The 26,957-nt window shown below is 58.4% G+C and carries 20 protein-coding genes; 15 read left to right on the forward strand and 5 right to left on the reverse strand.

Going from position 1 to position 26,957, the window contains the following annotated elements; translation table 11 throughout:
* Positions 1 to 27: 27 nt before the first annotated feature.
* Complete coding sequence (locus ACZK3W_RS11295) at positions 28 to 987, reverse strand: LysR family transcriptional regulator (RefSeq protein WP_017354479.1); 960 nt, start codon at positions 985 to 987, stop codon at positions 28 to 30.
* 131 nt (positions 988 to 1,118) lie between these two features.
* Here ACZK3W_RS11295 and ACZK3W_RS11300 point away from each other — a divergent pair, with 131 nt between their 5' ends.
* The 9 genes from ACZK3W_RS11300 (at position 1,119) to ACZK3W_RS11340 (ending at position 9,519) form a co-directional block, all read left to right on the forward strand.
* On the forward strand, positions 1,119 to 1,526 hold the full coding sequence (locus tag ACZK3W_RS11300; RefSeq protein ID WP_017354478.1) for a ketosteroid isomerase-related protein: 408 nt from the start codon (positions 1,119 to 1,121) through the stop codon (positions 1,524 to 1,526).
* Between the two features lies 1 nt (position 1,527).
* Complete coding sequence (locus ACZK3W_RS11305) at positions 1,528 to 2,133, forward strand: GNAT family N-acetyltransferase (protein WP_017354477.1); 606 nt, start codon at positions 1,528 to 1,530, stop codon at positions 2,131 to 2,133.
* Complete coding sequence (locus ACZK3W_RS11310) at positions 2,130 to 3,002, forward strand: carbon-nitrogen hydrolase family protein (RefSeq protein ID WP_017354476.1); 873 nt, start codon at positions 2,130 to 2,132, stop codon at positions 3,000 to 3,002. The genes ACZK3W_RS11305 and ACZK3W_RS11310 overlap by 4 nt, the downstream gene beginning before the upstream one ends.
* 72 nt (positions 3,003 to 3,074) lie before the next feature.
* The gene (locus tag ACZK3W_RS11315; RefSeq protein WP_037590709.1) at positions 3,075 to 4,364 is read left to right on the forward strand and encodes an NAD(P)/FAD-dependent oxidoreductase; all 1,290 of its coding nucleotides are present in this window, start codon (positions 3,075 to 3,077) and stop codon (positions 4,362 to 4,364) included.
* Between the two features lie 265 nt (positions 4,365 to 4,629).
* Positions 4,630 to 5,739: an S-(hydroxymethyl)glutathione dehydrogenase/class III alcohol dehydrogenase gene (locus ACZK3W_RS11320; RefSeq protein WP_005413335.1), complete on the forward strand. Its 1,110-nt coding sequence runs from the start codon at positions 4,630 to 4,632 to the stop codon at positions 5,737 to 5,739.
* 56 nt (positions 5,740 to 5,795) lie between these two features.
* Positions 5,796 to 6,371 (forward strand): S-(hydroxymethyl)glutathione synthase, encoded by a 576-nt coding sequence (gene gfa, locus ACZK3W_RS11325; RefSeq protein WP_005413334.1) that lies wholly within the window; start codon positions 5,796 to 5,798, stop codon positions 6,369 to 6,371.
* Positions 6,372 to 6,468: 97 nt separating this feature from the next.
* Positions 6,469 to 7,212 (forward strand): cation diffusion facilitator family transporter, encoded by a 744-nt coding sequence (locus ACZK3W_RS11330; protein WP_049400906.1) that lies wholly within the window; start codon positions 6,469 to 6,471, stop codon positions 7,210 to 7,212.
* Between the two features lie 543 nt (positions 7,213 to 7,755).
* A complete protein-coding gene (locus ACZK3W_RS11335) occupies positions 7,756 to 8,796 on the forward strand; it encodes a lipid A deacylase LpxR family protein (protein WP_017354473.1) in 1,041 nt (346 codons plus the stop codon).
* A 108-nt stretch (positions 8,797 to 8,904) separates the two neighbouring features.
* A complete protein-coding gene (locus ACZK3W_RS11340; protein ID WP_157804745.1) occupies positions 8,905 to 9,519 on the forward strand; it encodes a flavodoxin family protein in 615 nt (204 codons plus the stop codon).
* A 144-nt stretch (positions 9,520 to 9,663) separates the two neighbouring features.
* Here the strand turns inward: ACZK3W_RS11340 and ACZK3W_RS11345 are convergent, their stop codons facing one another.
* The 4 genes from ACZK3W_RS11345 to ACZK3W_RS11360 all read right to left on the reverse strand — a co-directional run bounded on the left by ACZK3W_RS11345 (position 9,664) and on the right by ACZK3W_RS11360 (position 16,013).
* The gene (locus ACZK3W_RS11345) at positions 9,664 to 10,149 is read right to left on the reverse strand and encodes a hypothetical protein (protein WP_017354472.1); all 486 of its coding nucleotides are present in this window, start codon (positions 10,147 to 10,149) and stop codon (positions 9,664 to 9,666) included.
* Between the two features lie 273 nt (positions 10,150 to 10,422).
* Positions 10,423 to 13,179 (reverse strand): caspase family protein, encoded by a 2,757-nt coding sequence (locus tag ACZK3W_RS11350; RefSeq protein ID WP_017354471.1) that lies wholly within the window; start codon positions 13,177 to 13,179, stop codon positions 10,423 to 10,425.
* A 57-nt stretch (positions 13,180 to 13,236) separates the two neighbouring features.
* Complete coding sequence (locus ACZK3W_RS11355; protein WP_017354470.1) at positions 13,237 to 14,802, reverse strand: hypothetical protein; 1,566 nt, start codon at positions 14,800 to 14,802, stop codon at positions 13,237 to 13,239.
* A gap of 353 nt (positions 14,803 to 15,155) precedes the next feature.
* The gene (locus ACZK3W_RS11360; protein WP_146027645.1) at positions 15,156 to 16,013 is read right to left on the reverse strand and encodes a BrxR family helix-turn-helix transcriptional regulator; all 858 of its coding nucleotides are present in this window, start codon (positions 16,011 to 16,013) and stop codon (positions 15,156 to 15,158) included.
* A 118-nt stretch (positions 16,014 to 16,131) separates the two neighbouring features.
* Here ACZK3W_RS11360 and ACZK3W_RS11365 point away from each other — a divergent pair, with 118 nt between their 5' ends.
* The 6 genes from ACZK3W_RS11365 (at position 16,132) to ACZK3W_RS11390 (ending at position 26,739) form a co-directional block, all read left to right on the forward strand.
* Positions 16,132 to 17,553: a Wadjet anti-phage system protein JetA family protein gene (locus tag ACZK3W_RS11365; RefSeq protein WP_049400904.1), complete on the forward strand. Its 1,422-nt coding sequence runs from the start codon at positions 16,132 to 16,134 to the stop codon at positions 17,551 to 17,553.
* Between the two features lies 1 nt (position 17,554).
* Positions 17,555 to 18,211 (forward strand): DUF4194 domain-containing protein, encoded by a 657-nt coding sequence (locus tag ACZK3W_RS11370; RefSeq protein WP_017354467.1) that lies wholly within the window; start codon positions 17,555 to 17,557, stop codon positions 18,209 to 18,211.
* A complete protein-coding gene (locus ACZK3W_RS11375; RefSeq protein WP_158704768.1) occupies positions 18,198 to 21,617 on the forward strand; it encodes an SbcC/MukB-like Walker B domain-containing protein in 3,420 nt (1,139 codons plus the stop codon). Before ACZK3W_RS11370 ends, ACZK3W_RS11375 begins: the two co-directional genes overlap by 14 nt.
* Positions 21,614 to 22,582 carry a hypothetical protein gene (locus ACZK3W_RS11380; protein ID WP_478433961.1) on the forward strand — a complete coding sequence of 323 codons (969 nt, stop codon included), beginning with the start codon at positions 21,614 to 21,616 and terminating at the stop codon, positions 22,580 to 22,582. The genes ACZK3W_RS11375 and ACZK3W_RS11380 overlap by 4 nt, the downstream gene beginning before the upstream one ends.
* Positions 22,583 to 22,915: 333 nt before the next feature.
* Positions 22,916 to 25,405 (forward strand): hypothetical protein, encoded by a 2,490-nt coding sequence (locus ACZK3W_RS11385; protein WP_231347462.1) that lies wholly within the window; start codon positions 22,916 to 22,918, stop codon positions 25,403 to 25,405.
* A 14-nt stretch (positions 25,406 to 25,419) separates the two neighbouring features.
* Entirely contained in the window at positions 25,420 to 26,739 is a 1,320-nt protein-coding gene (locus ACZK3W_RS11390) for a hypothetical protein (protein WP_197577761.1), read from the forward strand.
* Positions 26,740 to 26,957: the final 218 nt, after the last annotated feature.

Here is a 26,957-nt window from a genome sequence, read left to right on the forward strand (position 1 = left end):
ATCAGAGAGCGGCCAAGCGACTCGGCATTAGCGCTTCCCTGCTTTGGATGGCGTTAGGGCCGAGGTGGGGGAGGGCGCCATCTGCGTAAGGCTTGGTAGTGCTCCGACGGCGGAATGGAGTGCATCGAAAACTACTCTGACGCGAGGTGAGACTGGGCCGCGTTGAGGCCGATAGACGTACAAGCCCCACGGCGCAGGATCGAATTCTTCCATCACACGCTGCAGAACACCTGACTGAATGAGTGGGGCAGCCATGTAATCAGCAAGTTGGGCAAACCCCAAGCCCGCAATGACCCCTGCCATCTCCATGTCGGCATTGTCTGCAATGAAGACCGGTGCTGTCGGCGCCACCTGTACGCCTCCAGCCAGGTACCAGGGCCAGGGCCTGCCTGTATTGATGTCCACCGATGCAACCAGTGGAAACCGCGAGAGCTCGCTAGTCTCCGCTGGTGCTCCGATTCTCTCTACAAGTGCGGGGGAGCCAACGATGTGCAGTCGCATCTCTCCTGCCTTCTTCGCAATGAATCTGCTATCACGCATGAAGCCGACGCGGATTCCGACATCGATCCCTTCATCGACAGCGTCTGCAACCCGATCGCTTAAGCGAACGTCCAAGACAATTCCCGGGTGACTTTGGGTCACTGTATCCAAGGCGGCAAGAACTGCCCTGGAGCCCATGCTGTGAGGGGCACTAATTCGGACTGTGCCCACAATCTGTGAGGCCGTCGCCTTGGTTCGCGGGCGCCACAGCTTGTCTAAGCCCTCAAGCGCCGGCCGCAGCTGATGTAAGAGATCCTCCCCAAAGGCCGTGATGCGAACCTGGCGTGTGCTTCGGTGGAACAACAGCTCCCCGTAATGACTTTCAAGGGCCTGTATCGCTCGGGTGATGGCCTGAGGAGAGCTTCCCAGTCGAACAGCGGCCTCACGAAAGCTCGGCGCCTCAGCCGCGGCCCTAAACGTCTTTAGAAGATCCAGCTCGCTGTTCATCTCAAGGCCCCCATGGTCGTTGGGCTCATATTATTCCATTTCAGGGAATTATGAAATCCTATCAATTCCATATACAACAATTCTTCAGGTCTCCAGAATTCCTCCACACCCTCACCTGACCGGAGAACCTGATGAGCAAGTTCAACTACATCGAAGAGTACTACCAGGCATTCAACCGCGGTGATCGCGACGCGATGCTCTCGATGCTCACTGATGACGTTGTGCACGATCTAAATCAGGGGAGTCGCGAAGTAGGGATCGACGCATTCCGCGCGTTCCTGAGCCGCATGGATTCCTGCTACAGCGAGCAGCTTCACGACATCGTGGTGATGTACAGCAGCGATGGTGCGCGTGCCGGCGCGGAGTACGTGGTGCACGGACTCTACCACCACACGGACGAAGGTCTCCCTGCAGCGGCAGGGCAGATCTATGTTCTTCCCGGTGGCGCGTTCTTTGACATCCGTGATGGAAAGATTGCGCGCGTCACCAACTACTACAACCTGGAGGACTGGATTTCCCAGGTCCACAAGGCGCCCTGAAATGGCTACCAACGTGCGAGTAGAGGTACTGGTCGGCACCGAAATCGAGGACTGGCTCGATCGCGTCGCTCAGTTGCGGATCGAGATATTCAGTAGCTATCCCTACCTGTACGAAGGAGACATGGACTATGAGCGTCACTACCTCCGCAATTATGCGACGTCTGACGGGGGCATCGTTGTCCTGGCCAGGGATGGAAGGGACGTTGTAGGTGCATCGACTGGCCTTCCTTTGTTGAGCGCCGATGCCGCTTTCATTCGTCCCTTCCAGGAGCACGGTCCCCGGCCAGAAGAAGTCTTCTACTGCGGGGAGTCCGTACTGAGGCCGGAGTACAGAGGAGCTGGCTTGGGCCACGTCTTCTTTGATCGAAGAGAGGAGCAAGCCCGACGAAAGGGCTTCAAGTGGTCTTCTTTCGCGTCGGTGGTTCGGTCGGAGACTGATCCGCTTAGGCCACCTGGATATCGAAGCAATGAAGGCTTCTGGACTCGCCGTGGGTATGCACAACAGAGCGCGATGAAGGTCGCTCTTCCTTGGCGGCAGCATGGGGCCACGCACGAAACCGAGCAGACACTTTCACTTTGGCTCCGTTCCTTGGAGGACGTTACATGAAGATTGCAGCAGCTAAGTACGTGATCGGTCGTCCGAAGACCTTTGCCGAGTTCGCTGCGCGCCAGCGCCGAATTCTGAATGACGCACGGGAACAAGGAGTTGAGCTTGCAGTACTTCCGGAATACCTGTCGCTGGAACTGGGTTCGACTCTTCCAGAAGCTCTTCAGCTTAGCCTGAGGTCCACCCTGGAGTCGCTCCAGATCTATCAGAGCGCATGGTGTGAGCTCTATAGCACCTTGGCTGTCGAACTGGGAATGACCATCCAGGCAGGAACGTTCCTCACCGCAACATCCCATGGGATGTATCGCAACCGTGCCTGGTGGTTCACAGCTGATGGTCGCAGCGGATGGCAGGACAAGCTTCAGCTTACTGGCTTCGAGAAGCAGGCAGTTGTCATCGAGCCTGGCGATCGCATCGCGGCGTTTGAGCAGGACGGAAAGCGTGTCGGGATTGCGGTTTGCTATGACAGCGAATTTCCGCTTCCTGTTCGCCTCCAGCAGGAGGCAGGGGTGCGCTTGCTGTTGGTGCCAAGTTGCACCGACACCGACGCCGGTGCCACCCGTGTCGATGTTGGGTGCCGAGCGCGAGCGCTTGAGAATCGGATGTTCGTGGCAAAGGCGGTCACCGCTGGCGTCGCCGACTGGAGTGAAGCGCTTGATGTCAACACCGGTGAGGCAATGATCCTCTCACCGATGGACCATGGCTTCCCCAGTGACGGCGTGCTCGCAGCGACCTCCGACGATCAGGAGTGGGCGATTGCTGACATTGACTTCGCAGCGCTCGAAGCAAGCCGTGCACGAGCGCAGGTAGCCGTCGACAAGGATTGGGATGGTCAGCTCCGCTTCCATTCCGTTGAGGTCCTGAACTAACCAACGTCTAGATGCCTGGGCCATGAAGTGCTCGTGGGCGTCGCTGGCAACTCAAATACCTGGGGAATCAAAATGCATCGTATTGTCATTGTTGGTGGTGGGGCCGGAGGGCTGGAGCTGGCTACGCAGCTGGGCCGGAAGCTCGGGCGCTCAGGGCGAGCAAAAGTCACTCTTGTCGATGCTCGGATGACGCATCTGTGGAAGCCACTTCTTCACGAGGTTGCCTCAGGCGCGTTGGATGCCGCAGAAAGTGAGCTCAACTATCTCGCCCAGGCTAGCTGGAATCACTTCCAGTTTCAGTTGGGGCGGATGACGGGTTTGGATCAGAAGTCCAGAAAGATCGAGCTTGCCCCACTGTACGATGAGGAGGGCAACGTTATTGCGCCCCGTCGCTCGATCTCCTACGACACCCTGGTGATCAGCGTGGGTAGCGGAACGAACGACTTTGGAACTCCCGGTGCAGCGGATCATTGCCTGTTCCTGGACGATCCCGATGCCGCCATTGCTTTCCAGAAGCGGCTGCTGAGCGAGTACATGGGCGCGCAAGCGCGCGGCAAGTCAGAAACACTGGAGGTTGCGATCGTCGGCGCCGGCGCCACCGGTGTCGAGCTGGCGGCCGAGCTGCGTGATGCTGCAAGGCAATTTAGCGCTTATGGGCTGGACAAGATCTCTCCCGAGAATCTGAAAATCACGCTTATCGAGGCTGGTCCGCGAGTGCTGCCAGCTCTGCCAGAGCGCGTGAGCCTGCCGGTCGCCGAGCGACTTGTACATGAAGGCGTTCGTGTCATGTGTGGCTCGGCTGTGACCCTAGTGGATGAAGAGGGCCTGCAACTCGCCAATGGCATCAAGGTTGCTGCGAGGCTGAAGGTATGGGCGGCGGGCATCCGTGCTCCCGTCTTCCTTGCATCCCTCGGGAACCTAAAGACCAATCGCATCAACCAGCTCGAGGTATCTGAAACGCTGCAGACAACGCAGGATCCGAACATCTTCGCATTCGGGGATTGTGCAGCCTGCCCGAATGGACACAGCGGTACAAACGTTCCCCCCAGGGCACAGGCCGCTCATCAGCAGGCTCACTTCCTTGCGCAGGCGATTACCCGCCGTATCGAGGGACGCCCGCTGCCCAGCTTCACCTATCGAGACTATGGATCGCTGGTGTCCCTGTCGAGGGAGGGCGCCGTTGGCACGCTGATGGGTAACCTCATGGGGTCATTCAAGGTCGAGGGCTGGCTGGCCAGGATGTTCTACATCTCACTGTATCGCATGCACCAGAGGAGCCTGTTCGGTACACGCCGGGTGGTTGCGCGCATGCTGGCAGACGCATTGGGACGGAGTACGGAGCCTCGCCTCAAGTTGCATTGATGCGGGCGAGCTGAGGGGCGGAGCTGCGAGTCAACAATTCCAACGCAAGGAATTATGAAATCCAATCTGTTCCATATACAGCAATCCATCGAAGTCCAATACTTGGTCCCAACAGCTCGCCAAGAAGAATGCTGTAGGCGCATTCGACCTGATTGAAACGCGTTCTAGAGCCGGCGCCAGGGGCGGCGCGCCCGATGTACCACTGATCAAGCTCGCCCCAAAGACCGTTGTCGCACTTATCTCGTTACACCCAAGGAGAACTCACATGAAATCCCGTGCAGCCGTTGCATTCGGTCCCGGTCAACCGCTCGAGATCGTCGAAATCGATGTTGCTCCGCCGAAGAAGGGCGAAGTACTGGTGAAGATCACCAGCACTGGTGTCTGCCATACCGACGCATTCACCCTGTCGGGCAATGACCCTGAAGGCCTGTTCCCGGTGGTGCTGGGCCATGAAGGCGCCGGCATCGTTGTCGAAGTGGGCGAGGGCGTGACCAGTGTGAAGCCCGGCGATCACGTCATCCCGCTGTACACCGCAGAATGCGGTGAGTGTCTGTTCTGCAAGAGCGGCAAGACCAACCTGTGCGTTGCCGTACGCGCCACCCAGGGTAAGGGTGTGATGCCTGATGGCACCAGCCGCTTCAGCTACAACGGCCAGCCGCTGTATCACTACATGGGCTGCTCGACCTTCAGCGAGTACACCGTCGTGGCCGAAGTCTCTCTGGCCAAGATCAATCCGGAAGCGAATCCGGAGCACGTCTGCCTGCTCGGTTGCGGTGTCACCACTGGCATTGGTGCGGTGCACAACACGGCCAAGGTGCAGGAAGGTGACAGCGTGGCCGTGTTCGGCCTCGGTGGCATCGGCCTGGCGGTGATCCAGGGTGCTCGTCAGGCGAAGGCTGGTCGCATCATCGCAGTGGACACCAACCCGTCCAAGTTCGAGTTGGCCAAGCAGTTCGGCGCAACCGAATTCGTGAACCCGAAGGATTACGACCGTCCGGTTCAAGAAGTCATCGTTGAGATGACCGGCTGGGGCGTCGATCACAGCTTCGAGTGCATCGGCAACGTCAATGTGATGCGTTCGGCGCTGGAGTGTGCACACCGCGGCTGGGGCCAGAGCGTTGTCATCGGTGTGGCCGGTGCTGGTCAGGAGATCTCCACCCGTCCGTTCCAGCTCGTGACCGGTCGTCGCTGGATTGGCAGCGCCTTCGGTGGTGTGAAGGGCCGTAGCCAGCTGCCTGGCATGGTCGAAGACGCCATGCGGGGTGAGATCGATCTGGCTCCGTTCGTGACCCATACGATGGGCCTGGAAGCAATCAACGAAGCCTTCGAACTCATGCACGAAGGCAAGTCCATTCGTACTGTCATCAACTACTGATGCACCGCAGCACCGGGCAACCGGTGCTGCACTTCCAACAATAGGAGTTTAAGTCCATGCAACACCAAACTATCCATCCCTCGGTCGATTCCGGCGTCGTTGCCGGAACCGCCGGCTTCAAGGGCGGCACGCTGAAGTGCCTGTGCTCTGACAAGCCGGTTGAGATCTCCGTCGCAAGCAATGTGGCCCACAACCATGCCTGTGGTTGCACCAAGTGCTGGAAGCCGGAAGGCGCCATCTTCTCCGTGGTCGGTGTCGTTCCCCGCGATACCGTTTCGATCACGGCGAATGCCGACAAGCTGGCGATTGTCGATCCGGCTGCGACCATCCAGCGCCACGCGTGCAAGGACTGCGGTGTCCACATGTTTGGCCGCATCGAGAACAAGTCCCATGCCTTCTACGGCCTGGACTTCATTCACGTTGAACTGTCCGAACAGAAGGGCTGGGAAGAACCGCGCTTCGCCGCATTCGTGTCTTCGATCATCGAAGGCGGCGGCGCAAGGCCGGAACAGATGGACGGCGTCCGTAGCCGCCTGAAGGCTCTGTCCCTGGAGCCGTACGACGTGTTGAACCCGCCGCTCATGGATGCGCTGTCCGCGCATGCTGCACGACTCAGCGGCGTTCTCTCCTAAGCAGTGTAAATGCCGCCCCTTGCATGCAAGGGGCGGTACTTCCTGACAGTACGCCACCGGCGTATACATTTTCGCTCAGAGCCTGGAGTCTTCGACCATGTCCTTGCTTCCCCCCAACGCAATGCACGAGCGGACTCTGCAGGGCGTACAGAGCACCGGCAACGCACGGGCAATTACGAAGGCCGCGACTCTCACTGCGGTCATGATGTCCGTCGAAATTGCTGGAGGATGGGCCTTCAACTCGATGGCTCTTCTCGCAGATGGCTGGCACATGAGCTCTCACGTGCTGGTACTCCTGTTCGCACTTTCTATCGCTTGGTACGCTGAGCGGAATCAGAGCCGCCCAGAGCGCGCGGCTCGGGTGCTAGCGGTTGAGCTCATCGCGGCGAGCGTAAGCGCGATGATCATGCTTTGGATTGCCGCTTCGATGGCCTATGAATCGACGGAGCGTCTCCATGCGCCAGAGGCTGTTCAGTACTCAGAAGCGCTTGCCATCGCCGTTGCGGGTTTGATTACAAATATATTCTCAGCGCGGTGGCTACATTCTGCCTACCATCGCGAAGGTGCTGCGGTTGATCACTGCCACGTTCCGCATGAGCGCCATGCTGACGAGAAGGGGGCCGATGCGCGCAGGAGTCCCAATCTTCGTGCGGCCTATCTTCACGTCGCTACGGACACCGCTGTAACGGCACTCGCAATTACTGCACTTGTCGTGGGGATGATCTGGGACGTGACGTGGCTGGACTCAGTCACAGGCCTCATCGGAGCGTCGGTTGTCGCAGTCTGGGCCATTAGATTGCTTCGTAGCTCCATTTCGGCGTGGATAGGTCGGCGTAAGTAGCTAGTGCGGTGGTGCCTCCGTGCTCAGCACGGAGGCTAGCCCTGCGATTGGGAGCCTTCCACAAAACTCGCTGCGACCGGAGTCATTCCTGGACGCATCTGGCGAGCCCGCTGAGCGCATATGCCCCACCTCACATGATGCGGAGTTGCTGGCGGGGTGGCCATTCTCTCAGTCAGAGATCAACAAACTGACTGTGATTCTGAAACGTCCATCTTGAGCGGCTGACGTTGCTTCGCAGCGAGGTGACGTGCCCTTCAGTCTAGGTCAGTACCTGGGGCGCCGGCTGTTGCGGCACTAGGGGAGGGCCTGGACGATCTCTTGCTCAGGCGAACGTCTTGGCGAGCCCAAGAGCGCTAGATACTGCTGCAGGGATGCGCCGCCTTTGAAAGCAATTGGCGTGCGGCCGGCTGATGGCCTGGTGTATGGCTCAAACCCCTTCCTCCGGGTCTACTGCGACAGCGCATTAGATCTTCAATTGAACCTCACATTGAGTCAAATGGCAGCAAGCCCATGAAAAGACTGGCGCTTAGTCGGTTGTCTGTGATGGCGGCACTCGTGTTCCTGGCCGCTGCCCGAGCCCCGGTGGCCCAGGCGGCCGAACAATGTGGCCCGGACGCGATGCGCGATCACCCGCCGCAGATCAGCTTCCGCGTCGACAACGACCTGTTCGGTGGCCGCCACCAAGACCAGGGCTATACCAACGGCGCGCAGCTGACCCTGGTCTCGCCGAACCTGGTCGACTACACCGCCGACCCGTGCCTGCCGCGCATGGCGCGCTGGGTGAACCAGTACCTGGAAGGCCTGCACCCCGGCAGGTTCGAGCAGCAGAACATGATCTTCAGCATCGGCCAGGCCATCTTCACCCCCACCGACCCGACCCGCCGCGACCTGATCGAGGATGACCGGCCGTATGCCGGCGTGCTGCTGGCCAGCTTCGGCTTCAACGCACGCAGCGGCGACCGCCTGCAGACCACCCAGCTGGCCGTGGGCGTGGTCGGGCCCTGGGCCCAGGGCAGGCAGGTGCAGAACGCCGTGCACGACGCGCTAGGGGACGAGAAGTTCAAGGGTTGGGACAACCAGCTGCACAACGAGCCGGTGTTCATGCTGACCCACGAGCGCATGCGCCGCTGGCCGGCCGATGCCAGTGTCAATGCCGGCGGCTGGGGCTGGGATGCGATCAGTCACTATGGCGGTGCGATCGGCAACCTGGAAACCAAGGCCAACGCCGGTGGCGAAGTGCGCTTCGGCTGGAAGCTGCCCGACGACTTCGGCAGCACGCCGCTGCGCCCGGCCGGCGAGAACACCGCGCCGACCCGTGGTGGCCGCCTCAGCGGCTGGTCCTGGCACTTGTTTGCGACCACCGACGCGGCATGGGTAATCCGCGACATCACTCTGGACGGCAATACCTTCCGCAACAGCCACAGCGTGGACAAGCGCCACGTGGTCGCCCAAGGCGGCTACGGCATCGCGGTGATGCGCGGGCGCTGGAGATTCGCAATGGCGCGTTACCACAGCACCCGGGAGTTCTATGGCCAGCGCCAGTCGCCGGTGTTCGGAAGCTTCACTATTAGCCGCTCGCTATAGTAGGTGGCGACGATCGCGGGTGTTCGACCATGCAATGTCCTTGAGTGCAGTACCTCGCAGAGCGACTACAGAAGTAACGCGGGAGTGCATGATGGAGAGTACTGAATGATGCTAATCACCAAGCTCGTCGTAGTCATCGTCGCGCTTGCCGCTGGGATCAAGGTGATTGATTGCTGTGTCGTGTGGGCAGCGCGACGAAGGCTGGAGAAACTTCAGAAGCTAAAGGCGCCGGCCCCATCGAGATCTCCTTTACCCGATGCCCTGGTGGTCTACTACTCTCGCTCTGGGCACACCGCCTTAGCCTCTAGTTATCTGGCGAACCAGTTACACGCCGATCTGCGTGCTGTCGAAGCATTTGACTACTCATTGGGCTTGGCCGGGTGGGTGAATGCTATGGCTGATGGGGGTCTTGATGACGCGTGGATAAATCCCGCGTGGATGGATCTAGCTCCCTATGACGCTATCTATTTGGGAACACCCATCTGGCGTGGTTGCCCAGCGCCGCCGGCTTGGGAGTTTGTTAGGAGCAACATGTTCCCTGGGAAAAAGGTCGTACTAGTCACTACATCCAGAGGATCATGGAAGCAGTCAGCTATTGAGCTCCTTGGGCGAGAGATAGTTCGACGAGGTGCGCGATCATTCGAGCATCGGCCTTTGGCGCGCAAGCGTGCCTGGTTCAGAAGATCGGACCCAGATGATCTCAGAATTACGGATCTGATGTGACCGACCTACCATGAATGCCCCCGGCCAATGCTGCGTTTAGTCGGCACCCCTCGCCTTAGCTAGCGCTATGCCAATCGCCGCGTCGCCCCTTGCTGCACGCTCGTCAACGGCCTAGGGCCGTCCCGAGAGTTTCGTGAGGTGGTTTCATTCGCGATTGTCGAGCCGTCCGTTAGACAACGCATGCTGGAGAGCAATCGCAACCTGCGTCGCGGCGTAGACCCAATCGTTGTCTTCTTCGTACGGATCCACTTCCGAATCTTCTTTGCCACCATGGAAGAGGTTGTTGCGGACTTGCCGCATGGCTTCCACCAGCGCGACCGCATCCGATTCGGCATCCAATGGGCAGGGGCAAAAGCGGGCCACCAAGTTCCCGTTCTCTTCAATAATCATCTGCTTCATGGGGCGCTCATCGCGTTGACAGAGAAGGCGCGCACGCGCCGACTCAGGAACCTCTGACGCGAAATCGTCGCCCAACTTTCGGACGCGCTCTTGCACCTTGCGCCAAGCCACGTCGGACGTCGGTTGCCCCGTCCGGTCTTTCCGGAAGAAGTCCCCGTGCCGTCGGAGCTGGAATTCCAGTTTGCTCACGGTCTTGAGAAGGTCGTAGGCGAGATTGGCGCTTACCGGCATTTCAGCATTCTATGTGAGTAGTGTGAGGTCCGAATCGCAAACTGCCACAGCGAAGGCACAAGGACCACCAAGAAATGGCGCTACTTGAGAGCCGCCTAACACGCGGGAGGATGTCATCCTGTAGGCCGGGCGTCGCACCTCATCTAGATTCTTGACCTATAACCGCTTCGGGCTGGCAACGCAGGTCGGCAGTGACTTGGGACAACTTTGCCTAGACACCGCTAAGAATACTTGGATGGGGTTCGCGTGAAGGCCGCGCTTACGATTCGCCTCTCAGTAGTCGTCCATTGATTGCAGGTGAGTGCTGCGCTTCGACTTGGTGGCTGTCGAGTCTGGGTCGGGTTCATCTCCGTTCACCGTTACCCACTCGATGAGAGGGCCCAGGTCGGATTGGCGGCGGGCTTCCGCATACAGCTTGCTATAGGCGGCCATGGCGTATATCGGCGACAGCATGAGCTCCGCTGCCAAGGCGAAGACATCGGACTCGGGTGGCAGCGACACAGTGGTGAAGGCGCCGCTGTCGGCATCGGTGTGGCGCTCAGCCAGCGCATCCAGAAGACGCCGACGGAGTGCTTGCTGGAAGGGGCTATGGGTGGGATTAGGACACCTCAGGCCGTCTTCGACCGGAACCCAGGTGTCCAGTGACCAGGCGGGGGCGAGCACTTGCGGGGTTGCCGCGTCGTCAATCCCCTGTGCATTACCCTTCAGAGTGCCCATAGCCTGGTCAGAAAGCCGATTTCGCAACAACCAGCGGTCATCAACTGAACGCTGCCAGAGAGTCCATAGACTCCCACCGGACCGCCATTGGCCGATCTCCTCGAACAGTTCGGAGGCCAGTCCGCCTCGCGCCTCCAGCTTTGAGGCAAGGCTCCATGAGGCCGCCAGCGCGGGTGGGTTACGGAGCGGATGGGCCACGTTCGATAGGCCTAGCCATTGCGCGAGCACCGCAAAATCGGATAGACCCTCCCTGATTTCCTTAGGAACGGCTGCAACGCATTGTCCAACGGTATCGATGTGCTGCCCGCCCCGCTGGAAGGCAGCGAGGGCCGCGTACAAGGCCCACATCGGGCTGGCCATTGCTTGCTCGGTTGATGGCACCGCCACCTCCCGGCCGACTGTAAGCTGCGCTCGCGCCGCCTCCGTCGCAAGCCCGATCGGATCGAACAGCAGTGACGCACTTCCCATCCGGACCAGATGGATGGAGGCAGTCGCCAAGTCGAGCATTCGTGCGCCCTGAGTGTCCACCATCGGAGGGGTTGGCGGAGCTGAGGTACAGTCAAGGTAGATCTCGGTACGCCACCCCTTAATCACCGGGACGACCAGTCCGTCTTCATTCGACTCGTCCCAAGGGCTGGCCGTTCGCAGTGCGAGGCTGCCAGCTGTTGCTGCTAATTTGAGGTAGGCGTAGCCGAGCCTGTCGTCCGTACCACTGTGGATGAGGCGCTCCTCCAAGGTTGCCCCTACAAGGGAACTGAGGTGCCACTGCCGCCACGGTGGCGCGGGGTTTAGAGAGCCGTCGGGACTGAAACTGGAGTCGCGCGCGAAGACAAAGACCTCACCGATTTCGCTGAGATCGCGGCTTGGCTCCGTCGGAATCATCGAGTATTCAGCGGCATGAAGGGACTGATTTTGGTGCGTGGTTGACGTGCCGATGACGGGCGCAGCCGCGGAAAATTCGGGCCCGGGCAACCGCTGGTCGAGGGGCGCATCCGCAACAACGAACAGCGATTGCGCCGATTCGGCCCCGACGTGCACCAGGGCTTTGTAGAGTCCCGGAGCTAAGGACAGCGAGACCACTCCCGTACCGATGCTGACACGAGCGTAGCTAGCATCGAGCACCGTGATCTGCGCGTTGGGATTGTCCGTCCTCAACACCACCGGCTGCGCTGCAACCTCGTCGGTTCGCAAAGCGGGCATGTCGATAGGTGCAGCAACGGGAGGGGTGTTGCCTGCAGCTGGCAGCACCGGGTAGGGAACCTCGAAGGCGACGTCGGGTAGATTCCCTGGTGTAACGACGAGATGCAGACCCGGGGTCAGCTCCACGATGGGATGCTCGAGCTGGCGAAGCTGGCTACTGCGTAGCTGCCCATTTGGCGTCATGTCGGTGGGCGGCGCGGGTGGGTAAGGTGAGATGTCAGGATCCGGTTGCCGGTCGATGGCCGCGAATTTAGCAATGATGCGGCTCAGGTCGACGGCAACCCGGCGTGGGAGCGCGGAAGCTGGCGCCGACGCCGGGCGCTGATATATTCGAATCCGCTTCGTTGCGGGAGTCAGTGGTGGCGTGTATCCGGTTTCCTGTTCGTAGCGATCGGCCCATAGCACCTGGAAGTAGTCCGCGACGGCGCGATCCGTCACCCATCCGTCGGCGTCAGGCGGTGCGCTGCGCAGCGCGTCCAGTAGGACGCTAGTGAACAGGCCGCGAGACTGCCCGGCCGGGCCAATGTTGCGCTCAAAGGACTGACGTCCCCGCGGCGCTCCATACGCCTGGAACAATCGGACGTGTGCCGTTCGTTGCCGGTCCGGCGGGGTCCAAGTCGGCTCGAGCACCTGGCTCGCCTTGAGTACGTCCTGGCAGCAGTCCGTTACCAGGATGATTTCATCAAAGAAACCCGCGTTGGCGATTTTCGACGCATAACGCAGGACGGCGATATGCGCCGTGTCGCCGTTTTGCGCGACGGCCGAGAATAGTGCCGGGTCGTGAATCGCCGAACCGGCTGTGAACCCGTGTCCGGCGAAGAACAGATACAAGCGCTGTCCAATGCGGTCATGCCATCCGTTCGGGGTGCGCAGCCATAGATTAAGCGCCTTCTTGAGCTCCTTCTCGGTCGGGTTTGCGTCGTCCGGGGTCGCTGCCACGCCATAATCCTGCGACCGTATGACTTGGATACGTCGGGTGTCCAGGTCGCCGTACTCCGGATCGAGGAGCCATTGCCGGAACTCTTCGCCATCGTTCTCAGGTCCATGGAGGTCACTCAGGCCGGGATAACGGTTAATTGTCAGCACGATCGCGTAGTGATCATCTCGCGGCATGTCCACATCTCTCCCTGTTGCGTACACAAGGGCACCTTTGGCGTGCTCTCGAAGATGTCACCATCCGCCGAGGAGGCTCTCAACGCTGAGCAGCGTATCTTCGTCGTCGTCGAAAGCTCCGTGATCAATGCTTGTGCTGTTCAAGCCTGCTGTCTGTCCTTGGGACTTGGACCAGATCGTACGGTTCGGTGCAGCTCCGAGCCACGCGCGGACTGCACCTATTTCGGGAAACTTGCTATCTGAGTAGATGTGGTGCCAAGCGAAGAAGCGTTCCATGCCCAGCAGCGGCATGTCCGGTTCGTCGACGAGCGTTCCGTCGGAATTTGGGCGCGATTCGAGGACACCCGACACCAGATAGAGGAGGGAGCTGGGATAGATGAAGCGCTTCCAGTCCTGCCCATTGGGAAATTTAGAGTCGTCTCCGACGACCTGATCGTCCCGTTCGAATTCATCGCGCATGCCAAACAAGCGGAAGTGACGGATGCGATCGCCATGTTGGGTGATCGTGGCGGCAAAGCGCTCGTAGGTGATGGCGGGCGCCAGGAACACGACGTCGAATGCAATCTCGGCCGGCAGAAGCTCTGATGCCTTGTCAAGCCAATTGGCGATGTAGACGGCGCCAGTGCTGTGGCCGACTAGAGTGATCCTCGATAGCAGCCCTTCAGAGGCATGGGCGGCACGCAGCCGCTCCAGCAGCGCAGTTCCGGCATACAGGTCGGAGCCGTCGCCGAACGCATCGAGTGAGTCCTGCTTCATGCGGTTCCACTGGAGTGCCTTGCCCCATTCATTGAGTCCACTGCCACCAAAATGAACACCACGCAACACTTCCTCTACGACCGTTGCATACAGGCCGTGATCGCGTTGATCCGCGTACCGACGCAGAACACCCTGCAGGATGCGCTTCACCAGAAGGGAAACTTTGAACCAGACGATCAACCCGCGGCCTCCCTCGACCCCGGCGACCTGCGTTGATACCGCCTGCGAGAACGGGGTATCTCGAACGCTCGCTCCGCCCCCGATGAATGCATCGCGTGCTTCGTCTAACGCGGTTGGCAGGGTTTGCATGGCGACCACAAACTCGCTGTCGGTTTGCAAGTCGGCTTCGATCTCGGCGTCGTCGATCAGCGCACTCGCCGCACGCGCACCTGAGGGCCCCACTACAGGTTTGAAATCACGGTAGGGCACGTGATTGCGACTGGGATCGCTCCAATATGTATCAACTGCCTGGCGGACCTTCCCTGCATCGACGTTGCCCGGCGTGATGGTCCGGGCGCCGTTGCTACCTCCCAAGCGGCGGAGCGCGTACTCTAGCGCCTTGCGCACCAGATTCTTGAATACCGGCTCATCCGGCAGCTCGCGCAGGTTGTTGCGGATCGTTTCAACGAAACCCGACTCCCACACGGAAAAAACCGGATAGGCCGATTGAGAAAAGCGCCCCTCAAGTCGCTGGGCAATACCGATACCCGCGGCCTTGTCGACCAGGCCCCCGTGAAAGTAAAGCAGCAAATGACCACGCCCGTCCTTACGAAGCGCCGTGACGATAGCGTCGATATCCTCTGGCTTCGTATCGGTTCCGGCACCGATACGGCCGTTGCGACTGTGGATTTGATGCAGACTGCCCATACCTGGCCCCCTGTGACCAGAATGATGCCAACCCAGAGTGCCATGAGTTTATGAAGTGGGCAATCAGTAATCGCCTAGGTAGGGATTGGTCACCTCAATGCCGAGTAAGCGAAGGGCTAGAGTTGAATGCCCCGGACCATGCCGCAGCTGGGGCGGTAGTTTGCATTTGGCGCTCGATCGATAGGGACACGAGGGCACGGCTCATCGACCTGATCATTGAGGTACAGACGGAGAATTGGCTTTGAATGCCAATGGCGTCCATCTGATACGGTTCCTATGTAGGGTAGCTACCCAGGCAGGGGTAGCGCGGTATCCGTGCCGGGCCTCAAGTTTGGCTACGATCATGCCATCCGCTAATTCAGCTCGCCAAATAGCCACGGTTGGATCGCGGTTGGATCGTCGACGCAGAGGTGAAATTCGTTCGGCGGCTCCTTCTCTGCATCGGTGGCGCAGCGCAGTTCATGTAGTCGGTATTGGAGTAGTGCGGCACGGGTTCTTAACCTGTAGGCTGCCTTACCTCCGAAATACTCGATACGCACCATATCCTTCTGATCTGGTGTCAGATGCGGATGGGGGACGATCGACAGCTCTACCTGTGTCTGCCAGGCGGCGTCCTGGCTAGGCTCGGCCCGCTCTGGCCGAGGATCAGCCAGCTGTTTCAAGCCGCTCAGCCGATTTATAGACAGGTCCAGGAAGCGTCCGGCTTCCGCCTCGTCCTCGGCGATGACAAATGCGCGAACATGCCAGCGCCTGCCTGCCTGCACCAGCGCATGAGGGAACAGTCGTTTGGTGCGAGGTGCTGGGTTGCGCATGGACCGGTGCTCGCCAACGAGCCCCTTGCCCTCTCTGCAGGCACGATTAAGCAGTGCGAAGTGGCGTCGTTCAACGCCGCCGAGGATAAGCTGGGAGCTCTCGATAAAGCCTGTAGCTTCCTGGGGGCGCTCAAACGCAAGGTACTCTTCGATCAGCCCTTCGGTTAGGAGGGGTCTGAAGCCAGACATCGCCACGTATCCGCGCACATGGCTTCGGTACTCAAGGCCGCCTCCATTGAGTTCAGCATATTGGGTTAGCAATCGACTTACCGTGGTGATATGCAGATCAAACACTTGGCGTACTCGCTCATTGGTGACTTGCCCCTCCCAGAGGAGCAGCGTTTCGATGGCTCGAAGTGTTTCCGGACTTTTGTTTGGATTGGGGCGGGGGCGGGGCATGGGGCTGGGCCGGGGTCAGATGACACGCAGCTTAGCATTGATGCTAAGTTAGCGTTTATGATATGTTAGCGTTTATGCTAATGTGAAGTAGATAGCCCAACTTCTGTGGAGTTGCACAGTGTCCAGCTCTCTGTTTGAGGTACTGCCATCGCAACTCTTTCGCCCATTGGCCTCGGCAAATCGGGAGAACTACTGGCGGCTGCTCTTGGGTCTGTACGAAGAATTCTTCGGGCCAGAGGCTGAGGTTCCCCCGGCGACCGGCTGGGAACGGCGGCAGTTGACGCAGTTCATCGAGAACTACCTCGAACACGATGACGCTTGGCAGGCAGAAGAGGGGGTAGGCCAGCTCACTCCGCTCAACATTCGCGCCAACATGTACTTGAGCCATCTCACGGAGAATGGCTGGTTCGAAGAAGAGCAGGTGGGACTCACGCGCACTCTGTCCATGACTGCTGTGGTAAGCCGTTTCCTTGCCACCTTGCAGGTCTTCACAGAAGACACGCCGGCGATGGTGGGCGCGAAGATGCGTTCCATTGAAGACACATTACGTCGGGTGCTTGATCCTGCAAGCAATGTCTACGGTGACGACTTCGTAAACGCCGGCGACAGCGCCCATGCGCTTCTGTCCGGGATTGCCGCCATGAGTCTGAACGTGCGTACCCTGCAGCGCGAGATATTCAAGTCCGCGACCCCCGGGGCGGCTATCCGTCGGTTGTTTGAAGACTACATTTCCAAGCACGTCATGGCTGACTATGCGGACTTGGCTGGCGCCGATCACCCCCTCGCACGAAAGGCGCAGGTGTTGAGCCTAACTCAGGAAATCCATTACGGGGATCATCGGGAACGGATCATCGTGTGGTTGGCCGAGCGACGCTACAAAGGTGATAAAGGCACGGCTGAGGCTGTCTATGAGAAGGCGATCAGGCGATTGAGCAATGTCTATCGTCTGCAAGACTACTTCGATCGCTTGGGCCAGGATCAGCGCCATATCGAGCGTCGCATGCTGGCCATGATCGAGTACCAGCTTCGCGCGCCGGGCCAGCTCGAGAGACGGATCAAAAAGGCTATCGCCGGAGTCAATGCTGCGGAGAACTTCGACGCCTCCATGCCCGTTGGGCCCGGAGCATTGCTTTCCGGTGAACTCCTGTTTCAACCACGCATCGCCCGTCCGCCCATTCCCAGGACCGCGGATTCTCCGCGGCAGATGACAGCCGAGCAGGAGGCGCGGATGAACCTGCACAGGCGTGCGCGTGATGCGCGTACCGCCATGCCAACAGAGGTGAGGGTGTACTTGCAGGGTGTCATGGGAGGAGGTAGGCAGATCCGGGCGTCTCAGCTTCCCATCACCGGTATCAAGCAATTTCGAATGGTGCAGACGCTGTCCACCTACGCACAGGAAGCAATGACAGGCCTCGGAAAGAAGCACCATGAAGGAATTTCAAAGCGACTACCTGGATATCGCTTCCAAAGCGCCGGTGATGAACGAATTGCCGGGCCGTATTTGGACATGCCGGACTTCTACATCACCAAGGTGAAATGACATGGCACGCCACTGGGAAAAGGCGCTTAGCCGCGACACTATGTACGAAGAGCAGGACTACGAGCAGGCGGCCTATCGGCTAGTAACCCATCAGGTCTTGTCCGCCTCTGACCGGGCGACCCGGAAGGATTACGGCATTGTCAGCCGAAATATCAATGACTTTGAGCAGGCAGTTCGTCCCCTTGGCATCGAGCTGTTGCACGACACCAACTACCAGTACATCGTGGCGCGGCCCGTGCACGTACTGACCCAACAGCGAGCCAGCAAGGACGAAACCCTGCTGCTGTTGGTGCTCGCCGGCGTTCATCATCGCGTCCGTTTCGAGGGGCGCGAAGAGCCAAATGGCGAAACTTTCGTCGATTTGCCTGACTTGCAAGAGCACTACGAGAAGGAAACGGGCAGGGACTTTCCCTCGCCTGGGGACTTCCGCTCTTTGATGACCAAGTTCAAGCGCTGGGGGATTGCTGCCTTTGAGGACAAGGACGATGTACGGAATCAGCTCGCGAAGGTTCGCATCCATCCCGCGATCGGAGATCTGCTGCGGAAGGAATACTTGAGCCATCTGGAATCCTTCCGTAAGGAAGTGGCAGGTGAGGGGGATGCGGCTACTTTCGACGCAATGAATGAAGTCACGGAGGATGGCGATGTATCTGCTTGAGAAATTTCACTTGGTACAGTTTTTCCTATTCCGTGCCGAAACCCTGAGCTTTAGCCCTGCAACAGGCATTGTGGCGCCTAACGGATCTGGAAAATCTGCGATTCTGGATGCGATGCAGATCGTCTTGTACGGAGGGGATCAGAATCAAATCGATCTCAATGCGCAGTCAGGGGGGGTATCAGGCACTCGAGGGCGTTCAGTGCGCGAATACTGCCTCGGCTACTATCGCGGTGACGAGCATATTCGTGAGAATGCGACGTCCTATTTGACCATGGTGTTTCGCGACACTGAGGGCGAATTGCCGCCGGTTTCGGTTGGCCTGGCCCTGGGCGCGTCAGTGGGCGACCCAAAGCTGCACGTCTACGGGCGCTATGTGGTCCAAGGGGTTGCGCTCGCGTTAGATGATCATCTTGAAGCGAACGCCGAGGCGGAACTTTTGCCGTTGGCCTGGGGAACGTTCAATAAGCTGATGGAGGACGCAGTCAGTCGCGTGAATGGTAGGCTCGCAGTGCCTCCGTCGGCGGAGAAGCAGGTTGAAGCAATGTTGTTCGCCTTGCGCCCCAAAGGAGGGGGCAGCATCGACCCGAGAGCTTTTCGGCGAGCGATGAAGAATGCGCTTAATCTGCAGAAAGTTCCTGACACCAGCAGCTTTGTTCGAAATTACATTGTCGATGCCTATCCTATCGAGCTCAAGAACTTCCGCTCCCAGCTCGACAATCTGCGCTCGCTTCAAGCCAAGGTTCTGGAAACACTGGACAGGCTTGAGAACGTCAAAAGCTTGATCGCAGCCGGTCATAAGGCTACTCAGACTCGGATGCACGCAGCGACCTATAGGGCGCTGTTGGATGACTATGAGCGTGAACAACACATGGATGCTGTTGATGCGGCACAAACTACGCTGCATGAAGCGCGGGACAGGCATCAGGCAGCGCAGAATGCAGTCGACAGCGCCAAGGCGGAGCATGATCGACTCAACGGCGTGTACATCGAACTAGAGCTTCAATCAGCAGCAGATCCGGCGATCAGTGCCGCCCGTGACCTGGCCAGCGAACGAGAGAGATCACTTAGACCTATCAAAACCAACGTGGCCCAGGCCATTCGCGAGGTGGTGGCGGGCTTCGAGAAGGCCAACCGCGTGAAACCCGATCTCGGAGGCTGGCAGCATCTGGCGATGCCGTGGGTTGAGCTTCTTGATGCGGTTTCCAGTACATCCGTATCCGATGCGCTTGTGCTTGACGTTTCGCAGGCCTCGGCAGCATTGCGCGAGTCCAGCATGCGGGTTGCTCCGATCATCCAGTCGGCACGGCGTCAGCTAGACCATGACGAGCAGAGGCTGTCCAAGCTTGGAAATGAACTTAGGATCGCTAACGAGCAGATCAAACGCATCCAGGAAGGCAAAGCGGAACTCCCGCCGGCCGTCCAAGCAGTTGTGAACATACTTGGAGACAAAGGACTTCTGTGCACGCCCGTCTGCGATTTGGTTACAGTCACAGATGCCGACTGGGCACCCGTAATCGAGGGATTCCTTGGTCGTTCGCGCACTGCCCTGGTTGTCCGTAGCGGCAAGTTTGAGGATGCCTTGTCCGTTTTCAACAAGATTCCGTGGGATACAAAGCCGGATTCAGTACTGTTGGTGAACCCGGTGAAGTCGAAGGCGGATATGGGTGTGGTTCCGCCAATGGGTCTCGCGCACCTGATCGCGGGTGACAATCAAGTGGCGGTGGACTATATCCGTCTTCGACTCGGCCGGCTGGAGCGATTGGAGCGCGTCACCACGGATAGCCCAGAGGGCTTCACCCGTACTGGCGAGCAGGCTGGACGTGCTGATTTCGGCCGTCGACGCCCCTTGTCTGCAACGGAACTGGTGTTGGGACGCCAAGATGCGAGCCATCGCCTGGCGGTGCTTCGGCAGCAGCGCAGCACTTTGGGGCAGAACGCAGCCGAATGCGAGCAGGAGGCGAACCGGTCGCGCCAGTTGGTTGAAGCCCTTGAGAAGTTGGTGGGACTTGAAGGACGTATCCAGGACATTGAAAGATGGCTGAACTCGCACATTCAGGAGCAATCCGCGCTTGATGCAAAGGCGGCGATGCAAGAGATCGCAAGCGCACCTGATCTCCTTGCTCGTCAGCTGCTCATCACAGAGGCAAGGCGAGCTGCCCTGGCAGCACAGTCGAAGCTGGAAGAAAGCAGCAGAGACGTCGGAACTCATGGTGAGGCTTTCCGGCAAGCACAGAGACGGCTAGACGAGCTTGCGGATAGAACCAACGGAATCTGCTCAAAGGCGGCTCTCAGTCGCCGCAATGAATACGTGGGTGATGAGTGGTTCGAAACAAAACGCGATGAGTTTGATGGTTCCGGCCTATCGCTGCATACGATTGTGGCGAAGATTAGTGACGCTACGGTTAGAAGTGGCAATCAGCTGTCTTCCCAGGTGCAGGCCTTGGCAAGTGACATGTCTACATACGCAAACCAATTCGATCCGCAGATGGATATCGCGGTGGGCGACTTGGGTGCCATGTGCGAGACGATGGCTCAGGAGAAGCAACGGCTAGAGGAATCCGAGCTCCATCACTACCAAGTGCTTTCCGCGGAAGCTGCAGAAGCGGCAGAGCAAACGTTCAAGGTGCAGATCGCCGCCCGCCTGAGCGACCACTTCGCCAGCATGCGCAGCACGCTCAATGAGCTGAACAGTACGATGGAGCGCTTGCCGCCATTCTCGAACAACGAGAAGTATCACTTCGTCACCAATCTCAATAAAGATCATGAGTCGCTGTACAAATTCATACTGAAGGTGGCTGGTGCGGGACCGGAGGGGGATATCTTCTCTGGACAGGTGGATGCTCCTCCTGAGTTCAGGGCGATGCTTGAGGGAAAGGATGCAGAGGCCAACAGGCTTCTGGAGGACTATCGCAATTTCTTCAACTTCGAGATTGACGTTCGCAGCAATGGTGTGACGGTGACCGACTTCTCAAAGCGCATGGACAAGGGTTCCGGGGGCGAGCACCGCGCGCCTCTTTTCATCGTTGCTGCAGCGTCGATGGCGCGCGCATTGGGAAAGTTGCGCGGTGATCAAGGCGGCATGTCGCTGATAATTTTCGATGAGTTGGGTGACAAGATTGACTCAGTGAATACCCGTGCCGTCTTTGAGTACCTGAAGGCATTGGGCCTTCAGCCCATCGTCGCGGCACCGGACGATGCCTTGGGTAAGATCAACGAATCGGTGGATACCTACATCGAGATGTACCGTGACGACGATCTTATCTCCATCAAACACGTACGCATTGATGACGATGGTCATGTAATTCTGGATTCCGATAACTGGCGCAAGCATCCCGAGCTTTTCGAGGAGGAGCTCAAGCGTGTTGAAGCAAGTCGAATGCCCCATGGGGAAGGGGTCGTTGCATGACTATAGCCCGGGCCTTCCTTACGTCAATTTTCAATCGCTCCCAGAATGCAGTGAGTCGTGGCAAGGATGAGCGAATAGCTCTCAGGCTGACGGAGTCATCATGCCCAGAGTTCTTCAGCCTGCGCAGCATCGAGGATGCAAGAGCGTTTCGTTCCGAACTTGAACTGGCTGAGCGCTCTGGAGCCATCGAAATCAAGGCCAAGGTGATGGTGCAGCCGCCTCTAGATGTTGCGGGCGTTGCCGTACTGAACCTCGCAAAGCTGGCGAACTTCTTGGGCGCACGACTTCGTCGTGATTCCGTATCAGAGGCCCGTTCCATGCTGGACACTCACACCGGCCTTTTCCCCGTACTGACCGAGGTCATTGAGCGCTGGTCGCTGGGCCATAAGGTTCGCGGGCAAGAGGCTACCGATGCTTCTGTAGCGCAAATACTGGATGCAATCAGACTCATTTCAGCAAGGCGAGGTGTCGTCAGGGACGAACTGTTGCGCCGGGTTTCGGCCATGATGTTTGGTGACAGCAAGCGAGTGGAGGGCATCGTGAAATGGATCGATTTGCTTTGGTTCAACTCTATTGCACCATCTGGACTTGATAGTAGCGAGGTCTTCTCGGCCATAGGCCTGCACAAGGAACCATTGCCCGTACTGATCTCAGGTCCGCTTACGGTTGTTACGTCGACTACGGTGGTGGGAGTGGTTCATCCATATCTCGGCTTCGCTCCTGCCCACATCACTGGATTCGTGCCGAATCCAGCCGTGTTGAGTTGGCGTGTTCTCACCATAGAGAATCGACAGACATTCCATGAGTTTGCTGAAGCTGCATCTGATCAAGTCGGCCTCGTGCTGCTCTATACCGGTGGTATGCCGTCCCCATCCTGGAGACAGGTCTACATGCTGATCTTGAAATCACTTCCTTGCCAGACAACTCAGGCGTTTCATTTCGGCGACTTGGATGAGGGGGGATGAGAATTGGCGCCGTCATCGCAGGATCTGCCGCCGAGGCGGGGTTCACCCTGAAGCCGTGGTTGATGGATCCCAGGGAGCTCATTGGTCTCGGTTACGCTCTCAAGCCAACGGCTGAATCGGTGTCTAGCGCAATATCTCGAACTTGTCGATCCATCGGGTGGAATGACTTGGCCATTCATGTGGAAACGCATCCGGGGACGCTGGAGCAGGAGGTTCTCCTTCCACAGTTTCCAGGCTCCTAGAATTCTGGGCAGTCTGACCTAGGCGACAAATTGCTTTGCGCCGTCTTTAATGCCTTGATGCGCGTGCCCCGATCATTGCGGGAAGGGAATCATGAGATTTTTTGAACTTGATGCTGTAGATATCACAGCGCTCAGTGCTGGCGATCTGCGTGAATTGGTTGCCCGTCTTTGCGAAGCGGAGGTAATCCAGCAGGGGCGTCGGCCGAAGAGCGTTATGTGGGGAGGTGCGCAGGAGGCACCTGATGGCGGTTTGGATGTCCGTATTGAGGCTATGGACTTGCCGTCCAACGACGGCTTTGTTCCTCGTGGGATCTGCGGTTTCCAGGTCAAGAAGCATGCTATGGGTGCGGCGGCATGCAGGGACGAGATGTTGGAGGGTGGCACCCCAAAGCTCGTACTTGCAGATCTTGCCGATCGAAATGGTGCCTACATTATCGTTAGTGGCAAGGACGATTGTTCAGACAGCATGTTGGCGAGTCGAGTGCGGGCGATGGAGGCGGTCGCGGAGACCCTTCCTGGAAAAGCGTCTCTGCGCGTTGACTTTTATGGTCGAGATCGATTGGCGACTTGGCTACGGCGGCATCCAAGCGTTGCGCTGTGGGTTCGTGCGCGCCTCGGCCGCCCCTTGTCCGGCTGGAGGCCTTTCGGGAGGTGGGCAGCTACTCCCCCAGCCCAGAACGACGCATTCCTTGTTGATGACCACCCCTGCGTGATTGACGCGAACTCGAGCGCAAAGACTCCTATGCCTGTTTCTGAGGGTATACATCTAGCTCGAGAACGGTTGCGCCGCCGCGGTAGTGCGGTGCGCATCACCGGCCTCTCCGGAGTGGGGAAGACGCGATTCGCGCAGGCCCTGTTTGAGGCGAACGTTGGTGAGGAGGCCTTGTCACCAGCTAGCGCAATCTACGCCGACCTGGGTGAGAACTTGACACCGACGGCATCCGAGCTAGTTTCATACATCGTTGCTAACGATCATGCGGTTCAATTGGTGCTGGACAACTGCCCGCCAGACGTGCATCGGCAGTTGCAGAAGCAGGTCTCCGCAAGTAGCGCGATGCTCAGCCTTCTGACAATCGAGTACGACATCTCGGACGATCGTCCTGAGGAAACCGAAGTGATCCACCTCGAGCCGTGCAGCGAGGAGACGGTCTCGATGCTGATCCAGCGGCGGCACCCAGACATCGGGAAGTTGAACGCGGGCAAAATCGCCGAATTTTCCGGCGGCAATTCGCGCATCGCGATCGCGCTGGCCAGCCGGGTAGATGCAGATGAGACGTTGACAAACTTCTCCGACGAGGACCTTTTCCATAGGTTGTTCAGTCAACGAAAAGGAGCGTCCAATGAACTTCTGGAATGCGCTGAAGCGCTATCGCTCGTCTATTCCTTCAATGTCTCCTCGTCCGAGTTCAATGATGAGCTTGGCGTCCTAAGTGCCATCGTTGGCCTCGATCGTCGTGGTCTGCATCGGGCTCAGGCTGAGTTGATGCGTCGTCAGCTCGCGCAGAGTCGTGGTGAGTGGAGAGCAGTTCTTCCTCATGCACTTGCCAATCGTTTGGCGAAGCGTGCGCTGGAGAACATCCCTGTCGATGCAATCAATGCCGAGCTGCTAAAGCCAGAGAACCTCCGACTTTTCGTCTCATGTGCGCATCGACTGGGATACCTGCACGATTTCGAGCCTGCGGTTCGGATGGCAAATAGTTGGGTGAGCCCCGGCGGACCGCTGCATGATATTGGATCGTGTAACGAAGGCACGCTGTCTGCATTGCTATACATAGCGCCGGTATTCCCGGAGACCGTGCTGCAGCTGATCGAGAACGCCGCAACCAAGCCAGGCTTTGCCTCGCGCGAGAACCGAAACTTCAGGTTGTTCGTGCGCCTGCTGCACCAGCTAGCTTACGACGACGATAAGTTTGATCGTGCTGCGACGGTCATGCTGAAGTTCTCCGAGGGCGAGAAGTCAGGTGAGAACAGGGACAGCATAGTTGGACAGATGCGGCATCTGTTCTCGTTGCACCTGTCAGGTACGCTGGCGCGACCAGAACGGCGGTGTGCGTTTGTCAGCAAGCTACTCGAGTCGGGCACCGAGAGGCATCGCGAGATCGCAGCCGAGCTGTTCCATGCTGCGTTCGAAGCGACGCACTGGACGTCTTTCTCTGCGTTCGACTTCGGTGCACGTAGACGTGATGCTGGCTGGCAGCCGCGAACGCGTGCCGAAGAGCTCGAGTGGTATATCGGCTTCTTGAACTTGCTGCGACCGGTGCTGACATGTGATGACTTGACTCTTCGCGACTGGGCGCGCTCACTTCTGGCAGGTCATTTCCGGGAACTATGGACGTTTGCGGGCTGTTTTGATGATCTCGAGGAGATAGTCAGAAGTCATGCTTCGAAAGGGGAATGGCCGCAGATGTGGGTCTCGGTAAAGAAGACGCTTGGCTTCGATGGCGACTCAGCTCATCCTGATCTACTGGCTCGGCTGGAGTCACTTTCGCGCGTTGCGGCACCATCCGACCTCTATTCTGAGATCGAGGCCTATGTGCTGTCCAATACTTGGGATCACATCGAGAGTAGGGGGGGCAAGTAGCCTTCAGTGACGAGATGATCAAAGAGAAGGTCATCTCTCTTGGTGAGATGGCCGCAGCAGAGCTAGGTTGCTTAGAGCGATTGGGTCCAGGGCTTTGGTCGGGCGAGTTCGATGCACTGCATCCTTTCGGCATTGGGCTGGCGCAAGGCAGCGTCGACCTAATTGCCACTTATGAGCGTCTTTTGAGCCTGGTGCAACTGCAGGCGCCTGCGAAGCTCAATCCACAGGTGCTTCAAGGCTATATCAGCGCTGCAAACGATATCGACCCCCGCTTGGCCATGGTGATGTTGGAGCGGGTGCTAGATCATCCCTTGTTGCGGACCTTCTTCATCTACCTGCTCAGCGCCATCAAGATTGGCCCATGGGGGTTCAATATGCTGATTGAGTTGGCTCGAGGGGAAGAGTTCGAAGCGTGGCGGTTTGGACAGCTTGCCTATGGCCGCATGCACGAGTCCCTTACCGACAGCGAGCTCGCGGAACTGTTCACCATATTGAACCAGCGCCATGATGGCTTCTACACCACGCTTAGTGTGCTAGAAATGCGATTCTTCGCGGGGAGGGGCGGAAACTACGTGCCGAGTGAAGATCTCCTTTCGACAGGGCGCGACGCCATTCGCGCTCTACTCGGGGGGAAGCGCGGACAGACTGAATTGAATCGCATCCGAGGGACCAAGCGGATCGCCCAGCAGTGCCTATCTGAGTCTGCTCCAGAACAGGAAGTCGAGGAGATCGTGAGGTTGCTTTGCGAAGGGTTGGATGATCTTAGAATTCGCAGCTCTGATTTCGAAGTCCTCATGACAACGCTATTCCGCAACTTCCCGGAGATTGTCCTTGGAGAGATCTTCACGGGCGACGATAGGGAGCGTCGTTTGATTGATCGCGTTTTCAAGTGTCGTTTCGGAGGTGCTTCGCCGTCACTCAATAGTATGCCGGTGGATCGGTTGATTACCTGGTGTCGAGGTGATCAAGATCGGATCGTGGGTGTTGCCGCAGCGACCTGCGCCTACTCAACTGTAGAGGCAACCGATATACCACTAGAACATCCCAAACGCGTTGTCCTCAGTGCGTCCATCAAAGGCTTGCTGGAAGCCGCAGTGGACAAGCAATGCATCGTCGATGTGATGTTTGCCGGAATCCAGCCCATGAGTTGGTCTAGCTCGTTGGCTGACATCATAGAAATTCGGGCCAAAGCTTTTGCTGAGCTGCTGGAGCATCCATTGGCCGAAGTTAGGAATCTTGTGGCGGAGAGGCTTGAACGGATCGAGCTCACAGTGCGAAGAGAGCGACAGAGGGAGGCGGAAGATCACAGTCGACGGGAACAGCGCTTTGAATGATGCGTATGGGTGAGATGGAGCCGGCTAGTCATCTTGGTGTTGCGCCCCGCATAGATACTCGGTCCTGTTGGCTCATTGTGAATTCGATGTACATAGATGAAAGGACCCTGTGCACACTGATTGGTTCTACGCGGGCACAATCAGCTGTGGCCGAACAGCAACAGGGCGGCAACTCAGGCGGGACTGTCACTCAAGCAGCTTGGGACCCAGTAAGTCCT

The organism is Stenotrophomonas sp. 80084_Sma (assembly GCF_056481995.1).

Coding starts and splice junctions, on each gene's coding strand:
- ACZK3W_RS11295 (WP_017354479.1), bottom strand. CDS start 987: ATGAACAGCGAGCTGGATCTTCTAAAGACGTTTAGGGCCGCGGCTGAG.
- ACZK3W_RS11300 (WP_017354478.1), top strand. CDS start 1,119: ATGAGCAAGTTCAACTACATCGAAGAGTACTACCAGGCATTCAACCGC.
- ACZK3W_RS11305 (WP_017354477.1), top strand. CDS start 1,528: ATGGCTACCAACGTGCGAGTAGAGGTACTGGTCGGCACCGAAATCGAG.
- ACZK3W_RS11310 (WP_017354476.1), top strand. CDS start 2,130: ATGAAGATTGCAGCAGCTAAGTACGTGATCGGTCGTCCGAAGACCTTT.
- ACZK3W_RS11315 (WP_037590709.1), top strand. CDS start 3,075: ATGCATCGTATTGTCATTGTTGGTGGTGGGGCCGGAGGGCTGGAGCTG.
- ACZK3W_RS11320 (WP_005413335.1), top strand. CDS start 4,630: ATGAAATCCCGTGCAGCCGTTGCATTCGGTCCCGGTCAACCGCTCGAG.
- gfa (WP_005413334.1), top strand. CDS start 5,796: ATGCAACACCAAACTATCCATCCCTCGGTCGATTCCGGCGTCGTTGCC.
- ACZK3W_RS11330 (WP_049400906.1), top strand. CDS start 6,469: ATGTCCTTGCTTCCCCCCAACGCAATGCACGAGCGGACTCTGCAGGGC.
- ACZK3W_RS11335 (WP_017354473.1), top strand. CDS start 7,756: ATGGCGGCACTCGTGTTCCTGGCCGCTGCCCGAGCCCCGGTGGCCCAG.
- ACZK3W_RS11340 (WP_157804745.1), top strand. CDS start 8,905: ATGCTAATCACCAAGCTCGTCGTAGTCATCGTCGCGCTTGCCGCTGGG.
- ACZK3W_RS11345 (WP_017354472.1), bottom strand. CDS start 10,149: ATGCCGGTAAGCGCCAATCTCGCCTACGACCTTCTCAAGACCGTGAGC.
- ACZK3W_RS11350 (WP_017354471.1), bottom strand. CDS start 13,179: ATGCCGCGAGATGATCACTACGCGATCGTGCTGACAATTAACCGTTAT.
- ACZK3W_RS11355 (WP_017354470.1), bottom strand. CDS start 14,802: ATGGGCAGTCTGCATCAAATCCACAGTCGCAACGGCCGTATCGGTGCC.
- ACZK3W_RS11360 (WP_146027645.1), bottom strand. CDS start 16,013: ATGCCCCGCCCCCGCCCCAATCCAAACAAAAGTCCGGAAACACTTCGA.
- ACZK3W_RS11370 (WP_017354467.1), top strand. CDS start 17,555: ATGGCACGCCACTGGGAAAAGGCGCTTAGCCGCGACACTATGTACGAA.
- ACZK3W_RS11375 (WP_158704768.1), top strand. CDS start 18,198: ATGTATCTGCTTGAGAAATTTCACTTGGTACAGTTTTTCCTATTCCGT.
- ACZK3W_RS11380 (WP_478433961.1), top strand. CDS start 21,614: ATGACTATAGCCCGGGCCTTCCTTACGTCAATTTTCAATCGCTCCCAG.
- ACZK3W_RS11385 (WP_231347462.1), top strand. CDS start 22,916: ATGAGATTTTTTGAACTTGATGCTGTAGATATCACAGCGCTCAGTGCT.
- ACZK3W_RS11390 (WP_197577761.1), top strand. CDS start 25,420: ATGATCAAAGAGAAGGTCATCTCTCTTGGTGAGATGGCCGCAGCAGAG.